16 protein-coding genes are annotated in these 22,339 nt (G+C 51.1%); 2 read left to right on the plus strand and 14 right to left on the minus strand.

Annotated elements, in window-relative coordinates; all coding sequences use genetic code 11:
- Positions 1–59 precede the first annotated feature (59 nt).
- Positions 60–965, plus strand: coding sequence for an AraC family transcriptional regulator (locus MKY48_RS24430; protein ID WP_339291347.1), 906 nt, complete (start codon positions 60–62; stop codon positions 963–965).
- Here the strand turns inward: MKY48_RS24430 and MKY48_RS24435 are convergent.
- The 3 genes from MKY48_RS24435 to MKY48_RS24445 form a co-directional block, all read right to left on the minus strand.
- Entirely contained in the window at positions 951–2,156 is a 1,206-nt protein-coding gene (locus tag MKY48_RS24435; RefSeq protein WP_339291348.1) for an aminotransferase class I/II-fold pyridoxal phosphate-dependent enzyme, read from the minus strand. The two genes, MKY48_RS24430 and MKY48_RS24435, sit on opposite strands and share 15 nt — an antisense overlap.
- Before the next feature lie 6 nt (positions 2,157–2,162).
- A complete protein-coding gene (locus tag MKY48_RS24440; protein ID WP_339291349.1) occupies positions 2,163–3,080 on the minus strand; it encodes a D-alanine--D-alanine ligase in 918 nt (305 codons plus the stop codon).
- Positions 3,081–3,531: 451 nt separating this feature from the next.
- Positions 3,532–4,986 carry a PLP-dependent aminotransferase family protein gene (locus tag MKY48_RS24445; RefSeq protein WP_339291351.1) on the minus strand — a complete coding sequence of 485 codons (1,455 nt, stop codon included), beginning with the start codon at positions 4,984–4,986 and terminating at the stop codon, positions 3,532–3,534.
- A 209-nt stretch (positions 4,987–5,195) separates the two neighbouring features.
- Here MKY48_RS24445 and MKY48_RS24450 point away from each other — a divergent pair, with 209 nt between their 5' ends.
- Positions 5,196–5,513, plus strand: a complete 318-nt coding sequence (locus MKY48_RS24450; RefSeq protein ID WP_339291353.1) for an acyl-CoA thioester hydrolase/BAAT C-terminal domain-containing protein — start codon at positions 5,196–5,198, stop codon at positions 5,511–5,513.
- Positions 5,514–5,605: 92 nt separating this feature from the next.
- Here the strand turns inward: MKY48_RS24450 and MKY48_RS24455 are convergent, their stop codons facing one another.
- The 11 genes from MKY48_RS24455 to MKY48_RS24505 all read right to left on the minus strand — a co-directional run bounded on the left by MKY48_RS24455 (position 5,606) and on the right by MKY48_RS24505 (position 22,309).
- A complete protein-coding gene (locus MKY48_RS24455; protein ID WP_339291355.1) occupies positions 5,606–7,270 on the minus strand; it encodes a DUF4091 domain-containing protein in 1,665 nt (554 codons plus the stop codon).
- 473 nt (positions 7,271–7,743) lie between these two features.
- Entirely contained in the window at positions 7,744–8,253 is a 510-nt protein-coding gene (locus MKY48_RS24460) for a DUF4188 domain-containing protein (protein ID WP_339291356.1), read from the minus strand.
- 6 nt (positions 8,254–8,259) lie between these two features.
- A complete protein-coding gene (locus MKY48_RS24465) occupies positions 8,260–8,901 on the minus strand; it encodes a helix-turn-helix domain-containing protein (protein WP_339266915.1) in 642 nt (213 codons plus the stop codon).
- Positions 8,902–9,074: 173 nt separating this feature from the next.
- Complete coding sequence (locus MKY48_RS24470) at positions 9,075–10,247, minus strand: glycoside hydrolase family 88 protein (protein WP_339266917.1); 1,173 nt, start codon at positions 10,245–10,247, stop codon at positions 9,075–9,077.
- A gap of 32 nt (positions 10,248–10,279) precedes the next feature.
- Positions 10,280–12,649 (minus strand): helix-turn-helix domain-containing protein, encoded by a 2,370-nt coding sequence (locus MKY48_RS24475; protein WP_339266919.1) that lies wholly within the window; start codon positions 12,647–12,649, stop codon positions 10,280–10,282.
- Between the two features lie 147 nt (positions 12,650–12,796).
- Positions 12,797–14,500, minus strand: coding sequence for an alpha-L-fucosidase (locus MKY48_RS24480; RefSeq protein ID WP_339291359.1), 1,704 nt, complete (start codon positions 14,498–14,500; stop codon positions 12,797–12,799).
- A gap of 10 nt (positions 14,501–14,510) precedes the next feature.
- Positions 14,511–15,389 (minus strand): carbohydrate ABC transporter permease, encoded by an 879-nt coding sequence (locus tag MKY48_RS24485; RefSeq protein ID WP_076324101.1) that lies wholly within the window; start codon positions 15,387–15,389, stop codon positions 14,511–14,513.
- A gap of 14 nt (positions 15,390–15,403) precedes the next feature.
- Positions 15,404–16,348 carry an ABC transporter permease subunit gene (locus tag MKY48_RS24490; RefSeq protein WP_339291361.1) on the minus strand — a complete coding sequence of 315 codons (945 nt, stop codon included), beginning with the start codon at positions 16,346–16,348 and terminating at the stop codon, positions 15,404–15,406.
- An 88-nt stretch (positions 16,349–16,436) separates the two neighbouring features.
- Positions 16,437–18,041 carry an extracellular solute-binding protein gene (locus MKY48_RS24495; RefSeq protein ID WP_076324103.1) on the minus strand — a complete coding sequence of 535 codons (1,605 nt, stop codon included), beginning with the start codon at positions 18,039–18,041 and terminating at the stop codon, positions 16,437–16,439.
- A gap of 231 nt (positions 18,042–18,272) precedes the next feature.
- Positions 18,273–21,509 (minus strand): M60 family metallopeptidase, encoded by a 3,237-nt coding sequence (locus MKY48_RS24500; RefSeq protein WP_339293552.1) that lies wholly within the window; start codon positions 21,507–21,509, stop codon positions 18,273–18,275.
- A 230-nt stretch (positions 21,510–21,739) separates the two neighbouring features.
- Entirely contained in the window at positions 21,740–22,309 is a 570-nt protein-coding gene (locus tag MKY48_RS24505; protein ID WP_100538557.1) for an XRE family transcriptional regulator, read from the minus strand.
- Between the last annotated feature and the right edge of the window lie 30 nt (positions 22,310–22,339).

Here is a 22,339-nt window from a genome sequence, read left to right on the forward strand (position 1 = left end):
TATTTGGACAATTCCGTTCTATTTATCATCTCTTAATAACATTTTGGAGTGAGTTTACAATGGCCGATATGGATCTCAATTTTCCGATAAAACGCGAAGCGCCTTTTAGGGAATGGTCACCCTGCATTCACTATGCTCAGTTTCAACGCATGGCGACGGGATCACTCCCGCAGCGCAGGTTATACGATTTTGAACTGCTCTATGTATACCAAGGGGAAGCCGCTACAACGATGTACGGGAACCGCTATCGCATCGAAGCTGGTCAGTTGATCTTTCTGCCGTCAGGTGTTTACCATCAGAATGAGGTGGTTTCCCATCCTGATGCGCGGTTTCTGGGGATTCATTTTGATTTCTTTGATGAGCTGGACATACAGACCGAAGCTGATATGATCGTGAATGAAGCCGTGCTGGATACAGATAAATTCGCGCATGAAGCGGTGTCCTCCGCATTTCCCCCACTCTCTTCCCGTGTCATCTACACGCCACCATTGCCTTGCGTTCAGATGATGGAACGAATCGTGGAGGAATTCACCCTGCGTCCCGCCGGCTATGAGCTTGCCTGCAAAGGGCTGATGCTGGATGTGCTCGTGCAACTGCTTCGGACGCATCCTTCCCAAGCCTTGACGGAAACGTCACCGCACGATGCCAAACTGATTGAACTGATGTCTCAAATCGAAAAAACTCCAGCCAAAGACTGGAGCAACAAAGTGATTGCGGAGCATTTGATGTTAAGCCCGGATCATACCGCCAAATTGTTTAAACGCTTTGCCGGAATGCCGCCAAGTGAATTCGTGCAAACCGTTCGTCATCGCGAAGCGCGCCGGCTTCTCCGGGAATCCGACATCTCGATCGAGATGGTTGGCGAAGGGGTCGGATACCCGGACATTCATTATTTTAGCCGAATCTTCCGCAGACTGGAGGGAATTACCGCTACCGATTACCGTAAACTCTCAAGAATTCTGTAAGGTGGGCAGACCACGGACAGCACTTGCATGCGTTCGAAGCCAGTGCTCCATTCGGTCGAGTGCTTCGCTCAATTGATCGGACGAAGTTGCATACGAGCAGCGAATAAAGCCTTCGCCCCCGGCGCCAAACACATGACCGGGTACAACGGCGACTTTTGCCTCCCGAAGCAATCGCTCCGCAAACTGCTGCGAGCCCAGACCCGTTCCGGTTATGCTGGGGAACGCGTAGAAAGCACCCTGAGGATCGCGGCAGCTTAGGCCGATATCGGTCAGACCTTGCACAAACATCTTTCTGCGTTCATCATAAGCCTGCTTCATCACGTCCCGATCCCCGAGTCCATTCCTTAAACATTCGAGAGCCGCAATCTGCCCCATGATGGGTGCACAGAGCGCAGTATACTGATGAATCTTGACCATAGCGCTCACCAAGTGGGAATCGCCGCAGAGGTAACCGACCCGCCAGCCCGTCATGGCAAAGGCTTTGGAAAATCCACCGATGACGATGGTGCGCTCCCGCATCCGAGGCAGCGAAGCAATACTGGTATGCGTGCGGCCATAGGTAAGCTCGGCATACATCTCGTCTGAAATCACCACCAAATTGTGCGTAACCGCAAGGTGCGCAATCGGAAGCCAATCCTCATAGGTCATCACGGCGCCTGTTGGATTGCTTGGAAAGTTAACAACGATCGCTTTCGTCCGAGGGGTAATCGCCTTCTGCAGCGCATCCGCAGTCAATTTGAAGTTATGCTCTGCTGAGAGCTCCAGTTCAACGACAGTTCCTCCGTTCAATTGCACAAGAGGAGCATAAGCGACATATCCCGGCACAGGAATAATAATTTCATCTCCCGGCGAAATGAGCGCCCGCAGCGTAAGATCAATCGCTTCGCTGCCGCCAACCGTGACCAGTATCTCTCTCGTCGGTTCGTATTGCAGCTGGAATCCGGTATCCAGATATTCCGCAATCCCTTCCCTTAGCTCCATTAGCCCTTCATTCGGCGTATACATCGTGCGGCCATGCTCCAGAGCTCGTTTGCAGGCCTCAATCGCACACGAGGGCGTCACAAAATCCGGTTCCCCCACGCCGAGAGAAATGACATCATCATCCGCTTCCGCCGCATTAAAAAATTGCCGGATGCCGGAAGGCGGCATGACTTGCACCGTTGATGTTAGAAAGCTGCTCGTTGTATTCATATCCCTCTACTCCTTGCCTTCGCTTTTTCGTTCCGATAATGAAGTTTCAATGATGGCATCCAGAAGTCCACTGAACGAATAGCCCGCCGCTTCCGCGCTTCTTGGCAGCAAACTGTTCTTCGTTAAACCCGGAAGCGTGTTGACCTCCAAAATATAAGGAGTCTCTTCCTTCAGGATGATATCGATCCGGGCATACACACTGCACTTCAGCGCCTTATAGCATTGAAGCGCAGCTGCGCGCACCCGCTGCTGAAGTTCGGCAGGAAGCTCAATTACTTGCTCATCCGCTTCGCCTTCTTCGTATTTGGATGTATAATCGAAAAACTCGGAGTTCGGCTTGATGGACACAATCGGGAGCATCTCACCGTTCAAAACCGGGCAAGTGATCTCTTCTCCCTTGATCATTTGCTCGATCATCACGGAGCGGTCCCACTGCAATGCCTCTTCAACCGCGGATGCTAAGGCATTCGCATCACGCACGATTCGAGTGCCAACGCTGGACCCGCCTGCGTTCGGCTTCACCACGACAGGAAAACCGAGTCCCTCCACGTCGGCAGCGGCCAGCTCCTCCATACTGTTGACCATGATCCAATCGGCTGTAATCAATCCCTCGTACCGCAGCAGCTTCTTGCTCAGGTCTTTATCCATGCAAACGCTGCTGGAGAGAACGCCGCTGCCTGTATACGGAATGCCCAGGGAGTCGAGTGTGCCTTGAACCGTCCCGTCTTCCCCGTATTGCCCGTGCAGGGCGAGCAAAGCAATATCGATGCCTTTCGTTTTGCTGATCAGCTCGCGTTTATTGTTAATCTCGATCGGATAAACCTCGTAGCGGCTTTTATCCAGATTTGCGATCATCTCTTTGCCAGTCATTAGCGAAACTTCACGCTCGGATGATACGCCTCCCATGATGACGCCAACCTTCATGATGTAGACCTCCTAAAAATAAGCTAAACTCTTACCGTTTGATTACCTTAAAAAGGCTCGCATTGTAAGCAGAAACTACCTTTGGTAAGCTAATCATCACTTCGCATGCGGATTATTCTTCCGATCTCTGTTGCCTTCAGATTTCTACTGATTGGAATATTCATTGTTGAAATCCGACGGCAAAGGAGAACGCTCCGCTTCTCCAGAATAATTCCGCCTTCTCCGTTGCAGTCAAAAGATTTCTCAGAGAAGCATTCCTTGGATGCTAATCAGCACTCGGCATGCGGATTATTCTTCCGACCTCTGTTGCCCTCAGATTTCTACTGATTTGAATATTCGTTGTTGAAATCCGATGGGTGCATTGGCTTCCGAAGCGAGTTTTCCGTTGGAAAGCTTTCAGGAGAACGCTCCGCTTCTCCAGAATCATTCCGCCTTCTCCGTTGTAGCTTTATTACACCAGCTTTCTGGCCGCCTCGCCGATGATACGGATTCCCTTCTCGATGTTCTCGTCGGAGACGCGGGAGAATCCCAGACGCATGGTGTGATGGCCCCCGCCATCGGTAAAGAAAATGTCGCCTGGCGTGAACACCACGCCCTGGGCGGAGCAGACTTCCAGCAGCTCGCGGGTTCGGAATTCGGGACCGAATTCGACGAACAGGTGAAGCCCGCCGTCGCCGGACAACCGCTCCATCGGGATCCACTCCTCGCAGCAGCGGATCGCAAGCTCATATTTTCGCTTGTACTCGGCCTTCGCCCTTTTTAAATATTTCTCGAAGTTGCCGTTGTACAAATATTGAAAGAGCAGGGATTGATCCAGGGTCGATGTGTGAATGCTGCGGGCACGTTTCACGCTCTCCAGATAATGAATCAGGGTCTTGTCGGCAAGCACCCAGCCCACTCGCAGGCCGGGAAACAGGATCTTGGAGAAGCTGCCCAAATAGATCACGCTGTTGTTCTCGCCGCCTGCACATGCAACGAGCGGCGCGATGTGCGAGCCCGAATAGCGCAGCTCTTCGTTGAAACCATCTTCGATGACGGGAATCTCGTGCTCATTCAGCAGCCGCAGCGCTTCCAGCCTCTTCTGGTGGGACATCACGATTCCTGTAGGATTATGATAGGAAGGCACAAGGTACGCCATGTCGTACGTCCGCTCCGACAGCTCGCGCGCGAGCCCCGTCAGGCTGATGCCGTCATGCTCCATCTCAACGCCGGTAATGGCGTACCCGTGCATTTTAAAATTTTTAATGGCTGTATGATGGGTGGGATTCTCGCACAGGATGCCGCCATGCCCTTTGTTCAAGGCCGATAACACCAGACTTAAGCCTTCCGTAAAACCGCTGGTGATCAGCATATCCTTACCCTCCATATTCACGCCCTTGTTCTCCATATAACGGAGAAGGTAATCAATAAGCGGTTTATAGCCCTTGGCGTAACCATAGTTTAGAAGTACATCGCCTTCAAGCGACATCCGGTCCAGGAAAGCACGCTTGACATTTTGCAGGTCGAACAGCTTCTCATCGGGAGCGATGCTTGTAAAAGATATGGAGCCCTTCTCGGCTCGAATACCGTGCTTCATCAGATCATGCGCTTCCGCAAGTCTGGCGTATTCGTTCAGGCGAGGACCCCAGTCCAGCCGTTTGCCTACGGGCTGCAGCGAAGCTCCGCTGATCGAAGGGGTAACAAAGTGCCCCTGCCCTTTGACCGCATAGATATAGCCTTCGTCCTCCAAATCCGAGTACGCGCTCAGCACCGTATTGCGGCCCACTCGAAACAGCGCGCTTAGCTCACGCGTGGAGGGAAGCTTCTGATCGGCTTGCAGCGCGCCGGTCGTCATCAAGCGCTTCATGTAATCTTTAACTTGAATGTACGCCGGACGATCATCCGCCAACTTGAAATCCAAATACATCGTTCTTACCCCCTTGCTCTTATGATGGCATAAATTCGGCGGTACCACTAGAACCACAGCAGGCCTCTTTCGCCTCGGACGTGGTTTGCCGGTGACAGGCCGACTTTCTATATCAAACAACCTTGGCCAATTCTTTGGATTTAACAGGATTTAAGTGTCCATTAACAGAACTATACCATCTTGACACGAATGCAAAGGAGATTATGATGGTGAACCTTCCAAGAATTGTAATCAGCAATCTTACCATTCCTCTAGAAAGGATGAACGGCGAGCTCCTCATGATATCGGGATTGGCTGATGAGAGCTGGAATTCCGCTTATCTCTCGGAGCAAGCTTTCAAACGAAAGACAGCTTTCCGCAAAGACGCATCCAAACATCTGATCTATGATGGGGCAGGACATTACATTGGTATACCTTATCTGCGAGCGGTGTCCTCCGATCAGGGAAACCAACAGGCTCTTGCACAAGCAAGCGTAGAATCATGGAAAGAAACCATTCGTTTCTTCAAGCGCGTATTATGTAAATAAAATAAAGGTCTCACATTCCTATAACGGGAATGCGAGACCTTCTTATACAGAGTTCAATGCCGCCAAGATTTAGTTTGCACTCACCAGCCGGCTTACTTCACAACCAAACTTTCCTTGATCTTATCGTTGATCCACTGCCGCTTCGACAGCAGCCATTCCTGCTCCCTCGGATACGTCTTAAAGGTGATTGGCTCTTCGAGCCCTTCCTCCAGCGCCTGCAGCACAGCCTCTCTGCCGATCTGCGTCTCCAGCAGCTGAAGCGCTCTCAAATCCTGAAGCGCTTCCTGAAATACCTTCAGCCTAATGGATTCAATCGGTCCTTCTTCACCAGGGTATACCACAAAAGCATCCCCGGAAGGAAAACCGCAATCCGCATCCGTCACCTTGAACGGATCAATGGTGCGTTTCGAGTATTGCGAATTCCAAAAGTTATATCCCCAATGGAGAAATCCCTCGATATTAAACTTATACAACTGAATCCCGATGATCCGGTTTCTTGCCGAAGGCAAATTGAAGAAACGGTTGGACACTTCCTTGTACTGGGAACAGCAATAATAGGTCCACAGTGGCGTTACCTGTTGATCCAGAAAAGGCTCAATGTGATTGCTGGCCGGAATCGGACGCTTCACCAGCCCCTGCTCATAGAACGAAATATCGGAGAGCGCGTCAATGATCGGGTAATCCGGCAGCAGCTCGTTCATCAACCGGCTTGCATGACCGTAAGCCTCCAGATGGGACTCGGATGGCTCATCGGATACATGGAAATAACAGCGCTGCTCAAGTCCCCGGCTTTCAATCCAACCGGTGAGGGCCGGTATGAATTGTCTGATGAAGGCATGATACGCTTCTCCGGTTGCATCCGTCTCCCATCCGAACAGCTTCTCAGGCTTTCCGTTCACGTTAGCGATAATCTTCGGCGCATGCCCGGCTCCCCACTGGGTGAAAAGATGCGAGAATTCCAGGTACTGAATCCCATTAGAATTACACAGGTCTGCCCAGCGGTCCAGCTTATCAAACCCAAACGCATATGTTCCATCCTGGGTAACAGCCACGTCAACCAGTTGCACCGTTGGCCGTTCTCCGCCCACTTCTGTATCCAGCGGAGGCGTAAACAATGGGGTCAGGATCATATTGATGCCATGCTGAGCGGCGGTCCGCATAAATTGACCGATCAACGTCCAATGCCGTTCACTAAAAATCTCCACCTCGTAGTAGTTCGCCAAGCAATCGGCATGAAACCATTCCGTATGAATCAGCGTCTGGTCCGGCAAGGCTGCCGGAATCACTTCCAGTGTGAATACCTCTTCCCCAAGCGACTCCCCCGATTCCGCTTCAAAACGAAGCCGGATTTCATATGTACCGCCCTTGATCTCACCCTCAGGCTGTACCGTAATCCATAGACTTCTCCACTGGTTCGGGCATCCGGTTATCACAGGCTCTGATGTCAGAGGCAGCAGCGGGTCCGGATACAGCCCGGGCGTAGCTCTTAAGATAAACTCGTCATGATCATAATATGTAGGCATCTCCGATGGAACCAGGCCTACAGAACGGACGGTAATCCGCTCGCTCAACTCAGATTGCAGATGAACCCGGATGTTTTTCAACAAGCGATTGGAACGGTAAGCAACTTGAAACGAGTATGTCTCATTGCCAAACGACGACCCTCTGTCATACGAGGCTTGGGATAGTTCTTCATCGGCAAATACTTTGGACAAAGAGCTCAACAGCCGGGTCTCAAATGATACGGAATGACTCATGCAGGTTACACCTCTCTACAATGAAATGGGATACTTTCACGTACATCTTACACTAATCTGGATGAAACGGAAGGTGAATTTTGCGTTTTCGAAAAAAAAGGAGCCACCGCTCCTTTGCGGTGGCCTCCTTATTATGGCTCCATACCGGAATTCCGCGAAGATGCTAGAATTCTCCTTCTCCCATCAATCCTGCGAGCTACGGTATACTTCAAAGCCGGACAGACGCGGACACCATCTCGATTCCAAAATGGTAAGCCTGATATATTGAGCCCGTACAGCGGGAAAGCGGCAAATGCGTTTGCGCCCGACATAGAAGAATGAACGGGGATTACCAACACTTTTTTGGAGTACGGAAGAAAAACAAGTCGAAAGCATCACGACTTCCATAGCATTTACACCGCCCTTAAGCTATGGTAATTATCCTTGTCTTAAGCTGCGGCAACAGAGGGAGATCAACCGACTATAGACCGAAACTACGGATTTGGAGGAGTCGGCACTGCTGGTTCTCCCTCGCGGCCAAGCCGCCGGCTTGCCGTTTCCCTGCGTCCCGTCGCGGGGACATGGGCCCCCGCTTTTGCCAAACCGAACCTCGGCATATTGTTGTACAGACATTCATATTGTCCTTCCGGAACCAAATAGGTTTCGTGGAATATCCCTACGTCCCCTCCCGTTCCAATCTTGCGGTTGAAATCCCGCCATGCCTTCAGGTGACTGGCTCCGTGACGGGCATAATGCTCCAGGTGTTCGAAACTCCTCCAATATTGAATAAGAGTAAGCCCCTTGCCGGAAAAATGATAGGTACCGTCCATGAAACCGAGCTCATCCTTGTTCCGGTACAGCTCCTGAAGCATCGGGGACATGGCATTCATGACAGGCAGCCACTTATGGACCGCCCACCACTTGTTAATCCGAAACCCGATCACGAATACAACGAAGGATCCTTCCATGTGTGCGGTATATCGACCTGGAATGACTTTGCTCATACCTGTTCACTCCTCTTCCTTTATTTCTAGCAGACCAAGATGCGTTTCGTAAAAGCGACTGATTTCGGTTGAATTATACAATTGCGCCGTCAGAAACGCGCCATAAAAAATGGTGAAACAAATCTGCACAGCTTGCTCCAAGGTAAAAGCTTTGTTCAGCCTTCCGGCTTGCTCCTCTTCCTTCATGAACTGCTGGAACAAATCGTACATGTTAGGTGACTTGCTTCCCGCTTCCTCGTGTCCGGGAAAGAGCAGCGATACTTCCGCAGAGCTGAGCTCCGGCATGCAGGGCTGCATGTTCTGCTCCGCGAGAAAGGAGATCAGGCTTGGCATCATGCCTGGCCTCACTTGATGCTCATTAGCCACTTGGGACAACAGATGCCGGAAAGCCTGAAATCCCTTTTTCCCTTCCGTATCGATCTCGATAACCCGTTTGGTCAGCCATACCCGCATAAAATAAATCAGCAGATCCTCTTTGTGTTGATAGAACTTAAAAAAAGTGACTTTTGAGATTTCGGCTCGCCTGCAGATGTCCTCCACCATAACCTGGCTGAACATCCGATCGCTCATCAAGGATAATGCCGCTTCATACAGCGCGATTTTGTTCTTGGCTTTTTTTAACTCCCTTAATGGGATATCCGGATCCATTGTGATAGCCCCCTTAAAGTTAACTTATGTAAATAAATTAACTCGAGTTAATTTATTTTGTCAACACAACCATATCAAATAGCAGACAGACAAAATACCCCTAACATCAGGCACGCTGATGTTAGAGGTACGGGATACTTACACTCTGTCTTTTGAATATGGGCTCTCTTCCTTTACCAGTACATATCCCAATCTTTAAAGACCCTCACTAAAGCTTCGAAATAGAAATAGTCCCCCCAGATGCAGCATTCGTCGATTCCGTTGCCGAGCGGCTTTCCGTACACCGCATGCTGCAGAATACCGTTGGATCCTGGGAGCGATACCGTAGTATATCGATCGCTTAATGACCCCAAAACGCGCAGTGCCGCGTTCTCGTACGTACGGCGCCGCGGGTGTGAGAGCGGCAAATGCTTTGCCAGTTCCAGCATTCCGCATACCGAAATGGCTGCGGCCGAGCTGTCCCTCTCTTCTTTTCCTTCGGTGAATATCAAATCCCAATAGCACACATAATCCTCAGGCAGCCGATTCAAAAAGTAATTCGTTACCCGCTCCGCATCATGCAGCAGCGATTCTTCCCTCATATATGCATAACTGAGCGGTAAACCATAAATGGCCCAGGCCTGACCGCGGGACCAGCATGAATGATCCGCATATCCTTGGGACGTTTGCCCAAACCTTGGTTCTCCGCTCTCGACATCCATATAATACGTGTGATACGTTGAGGAATCCTCGCGGATCAAATAACGGGAGGATTGGTGCGCATGGCTTATGGCGGCGCGCCGATACTCCGGTTTGCGGGTTTCCTCTGTCGCCCAATAGAGCAAAGGCAAATTCATGCAGCAGTCGATGATCATTCGGCCGCGCTGTGAAGGCTGGTCCAGCTTGCCCCAAGCCTGAATGATCCCGGCTTTCTCGAAATACCGCTCCATCAACAGGTCTGCTGCGGCCAAGGCAATCCGTCTTGCTTCCTCATTCCCGGTCAGCTTATAGGCGGCAACGCAGGACAAGGAATACAAAAATCCCAGATCATGCGTCTCCGTGGCGATGCGCTGCTCCACGCGCTCCTTGTAGCTGTGGAGCTGAAGCTCCGCAGTCGACCGGTACTTGGCATCTCCCGTGACTTCATAAGCAAGCCACAGCATCCCGGTCCAGAATGACGAGGTCCATTCCGTGTTGCCGATTGCCTCGTAGATATTATCGCGGCTGGCAGGAGACGGAAAACAATTGGAGAACGTGTCTAAATTCTGATCGATCCGATGAAGAACGAATTCGATGGCGGCTTCGGTCCTTTGCTGCGTCCATGTCGTTACCTCACCGTATTTTAAAGGTTCCTGAATCGCTTCCATTTCTGATTGGCCACTCCTCTCTGCGTTCAACGTTATTGTCCGCTAGCGCTCACCCGATATTTGCCGGGGGTGACCCCCTCCAATTTCTTGAATGCCCGGATGAACACGACATCATTGGTATAGCCGACCAGTTGGGCCAGCTGCGCATTGGTCAGTTCCGATTGCTCCATCAATGTCTTCGCTTTCTCAATTCTCGCTCGGGTAATATAGTCGGTGATATTGCATCGATTCATCTTCTTAAAGAAACTCGAAATATATTGCGGCGTCATGCCGAAATGATCGGCGATCATACCGAGTCCTAAATTATAATCGGTTAAATTCCGGTCAATGAATGCCATCATATCCTGCTGCAGCTGGATGCTGTGATCGCTGTGCTCCGTATGAAAGAGACGGGTCAGCTTTTCATACAACCGCTTGGTCTCAGCCTGCATTTCATCGCTTGTGGCACAACCGAATATATGCTTTACAGGGTCAAAGTTCGGGCCCAGCAGGCTTTCATGATCCGTGTTCGTCAAATTCAGTATTTTCAGAAATGTGCTTATGATATTGAAGAACAGGCATCTGCCCAGTTCAGGGGTCATGCCCGCCGAATTAAAATTCATCGTATAAATATTGTCCAGCAGCTTAGCGACGTTTTCCTTATCTCCGCCTCTCACATGATTGACAAGCTGCGTCTCGAATTCGATCGGATAGTAATAATGATGCTTAATGTCCCGCACATGACCGAAGTGAATGATGGAATTTCTTCCGCTGAACATGCGGTAATCCAGAGCGGCCATGGCTTCGAGATAAGCACTGCCGATGGTTCCGTTTCCTGTGTGTATGCTGCTAACGGCAATGGTCACGGAAATGTGGAAACGGTCCTCCAGTATACGGAGCAATCGCTCTGCAATCTCATGAAGGAAGAGCTCGGCATCCGCCTCCTCAACCGGATGGAAATTGACCAGGAACGCTACCCGGTCGCGTTCCATATCGACGGCGAATCCCTGGTGACCCGAATTCGCAATGTCCGTGCCGATATTGGAGACAATAAAGCGGATTTGCGTCCAATCTTGCTCCGATGGTTCCGGCGACAGCCTTGTAATATCCACTGCCTGAACGATGATGACTGCAAACATATCGGACCTGAAGTGGATGCCCATGCCCACTAATGACGGCCCTCCTTGATTCTCCGCATGATCCGGATCGATGTACCCCCGAATGAGCCTTGACAGAAAATCAGCGCGGATGACGGGCGTTTGCCTGAACAGTCGCTCTCTCAGATGCCGCTGCTCAACAAGCGAGCCTTCGATCGTTTGCAAAATGAAATCATATTCGTTCGCGGCCGGCTTATCCTGAATCGGCTTTCCTTGAAGAATGGCATCAACCACCCGTTTGACGGGACTGTATTGTCGGTATGCAAACCAACAAGCAACGGCTGCTCCTGCGACAAGCGAAACGACAAACACCGTCAGCGCCATTCTCTTCAGTTGTGCTACTCGTTCCATGACACTGTCCATCGGCATGACGGATACATACTGCCAGCCGGACTCCTTGGATTCCGTAAAAGTGATCATGCTGTCCGTGCCATTTAATGCTGTCTTGAACAATCCCGATGGTCCGGCTAGTCTTTCCGTCACCTGCACGGACAGCTCCGAGTCCGAGGAACTTGCGATCACGCCCCGTTCCTTATCGAGGATATAAATCTCGCTGTCGTTGGCGTACTCGATTTGCCGGAACATTTCTTGAAGCTGCTGCCCATCGATCATGATAACCAGCGTTCCGCGGATATTAGACACTTCATGAAGCGGAAGGGATTGCGCATAAGTGATCACATTCGCCGGGTTGCCATTTCCTTGGTTCGGGTCCTGAAGCAGCACATCGGAGGGCAGAAATGCCTTGTTATGATAGCTGCCAAGCAACGTCCGCTTCCATGTATCAAAGTCCATATGCCCAAACCGGTAATACTTGTCGTAAAAGGTTCTTGCATCCGTCCGCAATCCAGGCTTCAAAATGACGTCTCCGGCCTGCAGATGAACATAGTAGTCCTTCACGAATCCGCTTACAAAAGATTGATAACGATTTAAGTAATCGCGGACGAATTCTACCTGGCGGTACGCCCCCCCTTGATCATGCCGATCAAGATTCAGCAAATAAGCCAGTTTGGGGTTAAACATAATTTGCTTGGCCAAAATATCCACTTCTTTAAGCTTGCTGTCCATGGAAAGCCGCAGCTGCTCCAGCATCGCCGAATTTGAACGCTCCGCATTGTTTTCCATCACGTTTTCCACCCGTCCATATAGAAAAAGCCCTACGGTCATAGGCAATAAAAGGATGAGCAAATACGAAACGATCATGGTTTTCAAGACGCGTCCCCGACTGCTCTTTCGCTTGCCGGGAAGAAGGCCGGGTATCGAGATCATGACGCATTCCTCCAAGAAAATGTATGGAAAAACCTATTTCTTGAATCCTTCGCCAAACGGACTAGCAAACCCTTTAATAATTTCGGTCACCCCAAGAGAGACGCCACCCCCCGTTAAAAGGGATGCTTAAATTTTGGGTACGGGGTATTAAAACACCTGAACTAATCGTACCGAACGAAGCTTCACGGCAGCCGCCTGCCAAATTTCCGGTCCGAAAGGTTTCGGCTTCGCAAGCTTGGTCGATAAGGTCAATGCATACGTACCTGGATTGTCAATGACGATTCGCCCGATCGATGACAGAACCTCGGTATACGGATGCTGGCAGGATATGGAGTCGCTGACGACCTTATCCTCTTGAGGAACACACGCAATCGTCTGCTCTGCTGCCTGTACGGTGACTTCATGATCATATTCCTTTTCCCAAACGGCATCGGATCTTTTAAAGTTGACGAGTTTGACTTCATATATGCCGGACGACGACGCCTTAAAGGTCCACCGGGCCTCGTTCATCCCGTTGCCTGTCGTTATGTCCGACAGTACAAGATCCAAATGAATGGCGCCCTCCGCCTGTTGGATAAAACTCCGATCTACATCGATCCTGCCCTCGACTTCCAATGCAATAACTGATACGTGATCTTCCGGAGGAAGCTCCGGCAATCGGATCCGCATCGCGTGATGGTCCGTTTCGGGCCGATAGCTCTGTTGCACGGGAAGACTGCCTGTACTCGGGTCTGTGAGCAGATAAGCTTTTTTAACTGTATTTCTCACCCCGTTCAATAACAGTTCTTCCGTTGGCCAATAGCGATTGTACACATGGAGGAAGAGCGTATTTCCTTTCACCGTAATCGCCCCCCATTCCAGCTCGTAAGGGAACGGGCTTGCGCTTGTGCCGTAGACCGCCTCTCCATTTCGCGCCAGCCAACCGCCAACTTCCTCCAGGCGTAGAGCGGATTTTTCCGGAATTATTCCTGTTTCCGTAGGGCCGACATTGAGCAGCAGATTTCCGCCCTTACTTACGATGTGCACCAATTTTCGGACCAAAGCATCCGTCGATTTCCATACTTGATCCTTCGTGCTGTACCCCCACGATTGATTTAGGGTCATCGGCGTCTCCCATTCCCTTGTTTCCTCGCCATGCATCGGGATTTCGTTATCACCCTTGGATTGGTAGTCTCCGAAATCAGGCCAATGGCTTACCCTGCTGTTAATCAGGCATTCGGGCTGAAGCTCTCGGATCATGTTCACCATCGTTTCGCTCTCCTTCTTCGACAATCCGCCGGATGTGTCGAACCAGAGCAGGCCGACCGGACCGTATTCCGTCAGCAGCTCGCGTACTTGTCCCTTCGCTTTATGGTTCCAGTAACTGAAGAACGCCTTCTTCTCCAGCTCGTAGTCCCACAGATTGTTAAACGTATCATGGAGCGCATGCGGATGGTGCCAATCAATGACATGCGAATAGTAAAAGCAGAGGCGGATTCCTTCCTCCCTGCAGGCCTCGGACAATTCCTTCAACGCATCCCGGCCAAATGGAGAAGCATCCACGATATTGAACGGGTCCGTCCGTGAATGGTACATGGCGAAGCCATCGTGATGTTTGGCTGTAATGACGATATATTTCATGCCTGCCCTTTTGGCGCAATTCACCCAAGCTTTGGCATCAAACTGTGTCGGATTGAATTCCTCGGCAAGTTTCTCATATTCCTTTACCGGTATTTTGTTGGCATACATGACCCACTCCCCTTTGCCGAGCAGCGAATATACCCCCCAGTGGATGAACATGCCGAATTTGGCATCCTTCCACCACTGCATCCGGTTCTTCCTTTCCGTTACGATCTCTAATGAGTCAGCCATCGTTCTCCTCCTATTCCTTAATGGCGCCGATCAAAACGCCTTTGACGAAATATTTTTGCAAAAACGGATACAGAAGCAGGATCGGCAATGTGGATACGATAATCGTTGCATATTTAATGGTGTCCGCGATCGCCATCCGGTCTCCCGAGGCTTCCGTCATCATGCTGTCCGTTGTATTGGTTATGAGAATTTCCCGTAGCACGAGTTGGAGCGGGAATAGCTCCCGGTCCCTCAGATAGATGAGCGCCCCGAAGTATGAATTCCAGTGCCCCACGGCATACCATAGAATCATGACAGCGATAACGGGCATGGACAGCGGAATAATGATCCGGAACAGAATGATCAGATCGTTCGCACCGTCGATTTTCGCCGACTCCTCAAGACTAATCGGGACGGACTGAAAGGCGGTCCGCATAATGATCATATTGAACGTGCCAATCATCCCGGGGATCAGCATCGCCCAGATCGTGTTCAGCATCCCCAGGTTATTGATCAGCAGATAAGTCGGAATCAGGCCGCCGCCGAAAAACATGGTGATGACGATCAGCATCATCAAGAGATTTTTGAAGTACAGGTTTCTGCGGGACAGCACGTAAGCACCGATCGCCGTGGCCACCAGATTGATGGCTGTACCCGCCGCGACGTAGATCAGCGTGTTCCGATATCCCGTCGTAATCATCGGATTGTTAAACACCGCCTTATAGGCTTCGAAGTTAATGTCAAGCGGAGCGAACAGCAGCCCCCGGTGTTGGGCCAATGAAGCGGGATCGCTGAACGAAGCGAAGGCAACATACACGAACGGATATAAGGTGACGAAGCAGAGGCCCGTCAGGATCAACGCGTTCAAACAGACGAAGGTTAACTCTCCTGCGGATCGTTTGTTAGCCATGAACGCCCTCCTCTCTACCACAGTTTATGTTCGCTGACCCGCTTGCTGATCGAGTTCGCGAGTACAAGCAGGATGAAGCTGACGACCGAATTAAATAATCCAACGGCGGTCGTGAAACCGTAATCCGTCTCCAGAACCCCTCTACGGTAGACAAAGGTCGAGATCACGTCTGCCGTTTCATAAGTAAGCGGGCTGTACATCAGCAATACTTTTTCGCTGCCAACACTAAGCATGGAGCCCATATTGAGAATAAAAATGATGATGATCGTTGGCAGCATGCCCGGCAGCGTGATGTGCAGCATTTGTTTCCACCGGCCTGCCCCGTCCATCTTGGCAGCTTCGTAAAGGGTCGGGTCAATGGTGGCGATGGCGGCAAGATAAATGATCGAACCCCAGCCTACGCCTTGCCAAATGCCGGAGCCGACATATATCGTACGGAACCAGCTGGCCTCGCTCATGAACGGAATCGATTCGATACCGAAAAAGCCCAGAATCTGATTCACCAAGCCATCTCTTGCAAGAAAATCGAACATGATCCCTGTCACCACGACGATGGATACGAAATGCGGCAAATATGATATCGTCTGAACCGTACGCTTAAAAAGCCGGCTGCGGATTTCGTTCAGCAGCAGGGCAAGAATAATCGGTGCCGGAAACGCGAAGATAAGCTCATAGACATTGATCAGCATCGTATTGCGCAGAAGGCGTTCGAAATAATAGCTGTTAAAGAAATTGCGGAAATGCTCAAATCCGATCCACTCGCTTCCCCAGATGCCATCGGCAATGCTGAAATCTTTGAAAGCCATCAAGAGACCGTACATGGGTCCGTAGTGGAAGACGGCATAGTATAGAATAACGGGAAGCGCCAGTATATAAACGAATTTATTCCTTCTCAAATCGTTCGCAATCGTTGTCCATTTCCCTTTGTGCTCGAAGGGATTATCCTGGGTTGCAGACAAACGAATCCCTCCCTCCAAATCAATTTATATTGCAGCGCCAAGAGCGGCGGAGACTGCAGATTTCCGCCGCTTCAGGACGTTTAACCGTTTACCGTTTACCGTAACGCTCCAAGGCTTTTTGCTGTATTTCCAGAGCTTCGGCAAGCCCCATGGATTCAATGGTTTTCACATACTTGTCAAACTGATCCAAAGGCTCGGCGCCCATGACGAACTTCAAGTACATCTCGTCCTTGTATGTGTTGATGTCCGTCATGATTGAAGCATAGCGGCTGCTCTCGGATTGGGTCGGCGTTGTGCGCGGCATTTTCTTTTCCATGGTCGGCTCTGCCCAGATGATCTTGGACTCCAACTGATCCGGCTCGGTCGTGTATTGTTGATCGAATCGTATATCAAGCATGAACGGTCCGCTGAAGGTTGCGCGGTTATGCTTGGACATGGACTGGATCAATGGCAGTCCGGAAGGATCTTTCAATACTTCGGGCTTAAATATCGGCTTGCCGTCCTCCATCGCGTAGCTGACGCCCTCTTTTCCGAAATTAAACAACAGGGCGCCTTCCTCGGAATAGCCGTAATCCAGCCACTTAACCGTTTCAATCGGATTTTTGTTGCTGGTGGTAACGGCTGCCCCGATTCCGTTAAATGCATAGTCCTTATATCCCCAAATCTGCTTATCGCCTTGGTTCATTACAGGATAGGGGGCTGCCACCAATCTGAAGTTCGGATCTTTATCCTTCATCAACGTTCCATACTTGCCAATCCCGCTGCCGGTGTATAGAATCGCTGATCCGATTTGCCCGCCCGTAATCTTGGCCTCCAGCATTTTCTCATCGGTCGTCGCAAAGTCCTGATCAAGTAAGCCTTCTTTGTACCACTGGTTCATGAGCGTCAGGAATTCCTTGAACCTCGGGTCCGTCGGGCCGTATTTAACCTGTCCTTCCTCTTGGTAAAATCCGGCATTAATTCCCCATGCCCCGAGAAAAGCGGTCGTTGTATCGACATCTCCTTTCGTCAGATACAAGGGAATCTCATCCGCCTTGCCATTGCCATTCGGATCTTGTTCCTTAAAAGCCTTCAACACGTTGTACCATTCATCAATCGTTGTCGGCATCGAAAGCCCCAGCTTATCTAACCAATCCTGCCGGACCGTCGGTCCGAGAAATACCTTAAGCTTGTCGTCGGTGCGCAGGAACGGGAACACATATATGCTGCCGTCATCGGTCGTAATTTCCTTCTTCCACTCCGGATGCTCCTCAAGCACCTTTTTAAAGTTCGGGGCGTATTGGTCGATCAAATCATTGAGTTTGATGATTTTGCCGTCCTTGATCGCCTTCTCCGGTCCCCCCGGGTAACCGGCCCATGAATACTCGATCACGTCCGGGAGCTTATCCGAGGTCATCATGAGGTTGAACTGCTCCGTAGCCTGCTGGCCCTGCGGAGGATGCTGAAAATCCACTTTCACCCCGGTTATCCTCTCCAGTTCCTTATAAGCCTCGATTTCGTTATAACTCTTCATCGTAGCGGACACTTGGCTAACGATTTGCACCCAATACGTCAGTTCCGATAGAACCGGAGGGGATTCCGGGTCCAACGCTGCCTCCGGTTGTTCCTTGGCAGAGCCGCCGCAGCCTGCTGTTATGGCGATGGTGGCGGCAAGCAAAACCATCCAGAATACTTTAAACCTGTTGACCTTCATTATCATTTGCCTCCCTTTTCATTAGCATGTTGTATGAACTTCTGGTTTGTTAAGCACCACCTTACTGAACATTCTGGCGATTGAACACTGCCGTGTTTTCTAATTGTGCAGTATATTTTTAAGGCAGTACATTGTCTATATTTAATCTTGGACTGATTTATTTAACGATAGATGGTCATTAAAGAGTTCAAGGGCGGCCGAAACGGCCGCCCTTTTCATCAATATAAGCTGCTAGGAAGCCGAGCTGCGGCTTCGGATGTAGTCTATGTCTCCAAGAAGAAGCTCCGCGAAGCCGGAATCGATATGCTTGCCTTGCTGCGCTTTGATGGCGTGCTCCAGCGAAGTCAACGCATCTTCGGCGGCTTCGCTTCCGGCCGGGTACTGCTGGAGATCCGCGATTTTGGCCAATAAGCTTTGGGAGATGCCATGATTATCGATCCAGCCCTTCTCTTCCCCTGCTCTCACGATATCGTCGAGCTGTTCCTGATCGACAACGACTTCGAATGGGTATTCGCGAGCCGTGATATTCCCGGCTGCATCTTCGGCCGTAATCCGAAGGGTGTGCGGTCCGGCCGTTAGCGTTAACGCTTCTACAACCAGCGTATCAGGAGCTTCCTTACCATCCAGCTCCAAGGCGATATTGGATACACCGCTTAATGTGTCCGAGATTTGAGGCGAAATGGTGATATGCTCGGTTTGGTATACGGACTGGGTCACGTTTGCCGTGATTTCCGGCCCGGTCCGGTCGATCTTCACCGTCTTGGAAGCCTCGTCGCTGGTCACGCCCGACATAGCGGCCGCTCGGGCATGTATCGTTGTCTGGCCTTCCGCTTCGACAAGTATGGGAGCCGTGTAATCCGTCCATTTGCCTTCGGATCCGATCTTGTACTGGCTTCGCATACCCGCCGCTTCAGCTTCCGCTGTCATGGCAACGGTGACCTTCACCGATCCACGGTTCCATTCGCCGTCCGTGTCGGCCTTGATCTCGGGAGGAGCGTTCAGCGTATGCGTCTCCCGCAGCCGCCACACCTCCTGCGAAGGCATCGGCAGATTGAGGGCGTCAAGGCGGGAACGAACTTCTTCTTTGGAATACGGCAGCGCCCATTTGTCAAAGAACTCCGTCAGATTCTCGCCTGCGATTGTGGATGCCATGACCACAAACGTATCGATTTCCTCTTGGTTCGTCGCAGGCAGCTGCGATGCTGGCAGCTCCCGGTACGCCTTATGAAGCTCAGCGTAGAAATCCCATCCGTAAGCTAGCGACAGCTGACGGAACATCACAAGATAACCGAAGAGATCCAGCTGGCCCGAACTGCCGAACGACTTGTTTGGTATGTCGCTTTCGATATAATCAAATGCGCGGTCGTAGAAGTCCTTTCCTTCCGCGTTCCGAATCAATAAGTTGCTGCTGTTGCCGAATTTTTCTTGGACATATAAAGAATAAATATTAACGGTAATTTCGCCCGTTACGTTCCAGTTCCAAGCTCCTTGCTGATATTCGTGGCCGGTCTCGTGCCAGAAGCCCCATCCTCCCTGAGTAACTCGGGATATGTCCACGGCATGGCCCGCTGAAGGATCGATGTGGAACATGATGGGATAGCCGGCATGCATATAACCCGCGCTAATCTGTCGATCCGCAACATAACGGTACGGAAGGTCTATACTCTTATGCGGCAGCGGTTGATTCGGGGAAAGCCCTGCGACTTCCTCTGTGTAATCCACGATCGCGTCCCACTTCTCCAATAATTGCTGCGGATCTCCAAGCTGCCTGATATACTCGGACGGAAGCGTCAAGATCACTCTGCGTCCTTGAAGTTCTGACCATGGGGAAGGATAATATCGAATCGCGTCTTCCCATTCGTCAGAAGAGGTCTCACCAAGGATATAATACGGAGCACGAACTCCCCCGCTGATTTCAATATTCTTCTCAACGCCAGGCTGCGGCTTGGTCGGAATCAGGTAAATCAGGCCGCCATACGGGCTGCGAATCCGATTTTCACCCGGAAGAAGCGGCTTTCGCTGCGTTATGACCGGAGGTCTTTCCCATTCCGTTTTACTTGTCAAATTGTCCGTGTGTGCCCCAACCTGCACATCCAGATGCTGCGTGCCTTCAGGGACCTGTACCGTCACCCATTCCCCGGCCGGCGCGTATATCCCCGTGCTGATCCAATTCTTTGGAACCGTCCCTTGACGTAAATAGTCAAAGGTTGAATAATCAAAATCCACGTGAACGGATTGTCCCGTCACTCGCGGGGCGTCCGCCGGAACGGCTCCAGGAAATTGATCGGCATAAGGGGATTTGGGGGCCGTCAGATCATTGCCGATCCGCCCTAATTGAAAAGCTAACAAAGCACTGGTATAGGGCGCCTTGGAACGGTCCAGCGGAAACGTAAGCTGGGACTCCAAATCGCTGGCATCCTGCTCGATCACGGCATACAGCGGACTTTGAGGGGTGATGCTGCTGACGGTTCCACCAGTCACTGAAGCGATGACCTGCAGCTTCTTATCCGCGCCGGCACCAGGCCGCCCGACGTTCACCTGATCCGGTGACAGCGTTCCTGCCTCAATCGCTTCGGCCTGCTCCAGCAGCTTTAGCGAGTGGTAATTGGCGGATTGCTCCGTCGTCAGTTTAGGCAGGGTTTCCGTTCGAGTCGATGCCGTATTGTTCATTAAGCCGAGGCCCATCCGGTTCAAAAGACGCTGTACCGGGAAGTCCTCACTGAGCCTACCCGACCGGCCTTCATATGCATTCCCGAGAAAGACATGCGGATACTGCTCCATCACCCAGCCCTTTAAGGGAACAACGACATGACCGCCTTGCGCGACGTAGTCCTCGAGGACGTCGACCTCACTATCCTTCAAGGTGCCGTCAACATAAGCTACGGGGTAGCGGGACGGATCCAAGTGCTCAGGCGTGAATTGCTCCAACCGGACCAGATCGATCGGCACATCGGTTTCGATGGTATAATTCTTCCACGTTGCCGACAACATGGGCAATCGGCCCTTGCCTTCCAATGCCTCCTGATAGGTCAACGTCTCGGAATCCTCGGTCAGCCACAGGAGGATGTTACGGGCCACCGTCTTCCGCTCATCGGTAATATCGGAGGTAAACTTGAAATAGGAATCGTCACCTGCAACAACGACTTTGCCTTTTCCGTAACGGGCAGCCGCGAGAATCGGCGTCGTATCGGGGTTCACCGCCAGGACGAAGGCTTGATCTCCGATGGCAGCTACTCCCCCGTTATACGTGGCCGACACCGTCGGATAACCGGACAAACCCTTGTAAATAACATCAAGATCCTGTTGAGTCGCCATATTCGCGGCGGTGTTCGAGTCTAATAAATGAACATCAGCCTGCTCTGTCATACCATCGGCCGCCATCAGTGTCTTTCCTGCTGGCGGAACGGCCACAAGCGCGCACGTAACTGCCAATAACAGCTTCAACCACTTTTTGGTGTGGAAACCCATAGTCAACCGTTCAACTCCTTTGTCGATGATTTCGTAATTAGCAATGAGAAACGAATAACTTCGATTCCACCTCCCCTGCGATCCCTTTCTCCCCACGTCCTAAATATAAAACGGCCGCCCGGAACACCATACAGTCGATTTTTAAGATCGGACTGTATTTTTTCCGGACGGCTCTGCCTTTTTTTAATATTCGGTTGACGGTAATCAAGCGGTGTGCCTGTTTCTGATAATCAGCCCCTGGCTGCGGCATCCGCATAGAAGATAATCGTGTAAAATTTCGTTGTTTCATTACCAGGATTCACGTACCGATGGGGCCGGTTAGCCGAGAAATGCACGGAGCTTCCGGCAGGTACGGTGTAGCTTTCGTCTTCGCGCCAAAGCTCCAGCTCCCCCTGATGCACAAAAATATACTCCTCCACGCCATCATTATGAGCTTCAGATCCGTGATCGCAGCCCGGATCCATCATAACCATGTAGGACTCAAATTTGGTGCGCAGGTTGTAGGAGAACAAAGGGTATACCCGGTACGCGCCTTCAGCCTCGTGAAAAGGCTCCACGTCCTCCGGTGATACCACGGTTACTTCGGTTTCCGCCTCTTCGATGAGCGTGGTGAATGAAATGCCGAGGCCGCTAACGATGCGCCACAATACGGAGATCGTCGGATTGGAATCCCCCCGCTCGATCTGTCCCAGCATGGCTTTGCTTACACCGGTCAACTCGGCTACGTTATCGAGGCTGAGGCCCCGTGATTTGCGGATGGCTTGCAGATTTCTCCCTACCTTTTTATGAATGGGTTCCAAGTGTAACCATATCCTCCTTCTGAAACTAAG

Origin of the sequence: Paenibacillus sp. FSL W8-0187, from assembly GCF_037969755.1 — a bacterium.
Classification (GTDB): Bacteria; Bacillota; Bacilli; order Paenibacillales; family Paenibacillaceae; genus Paenibacillus_AQ.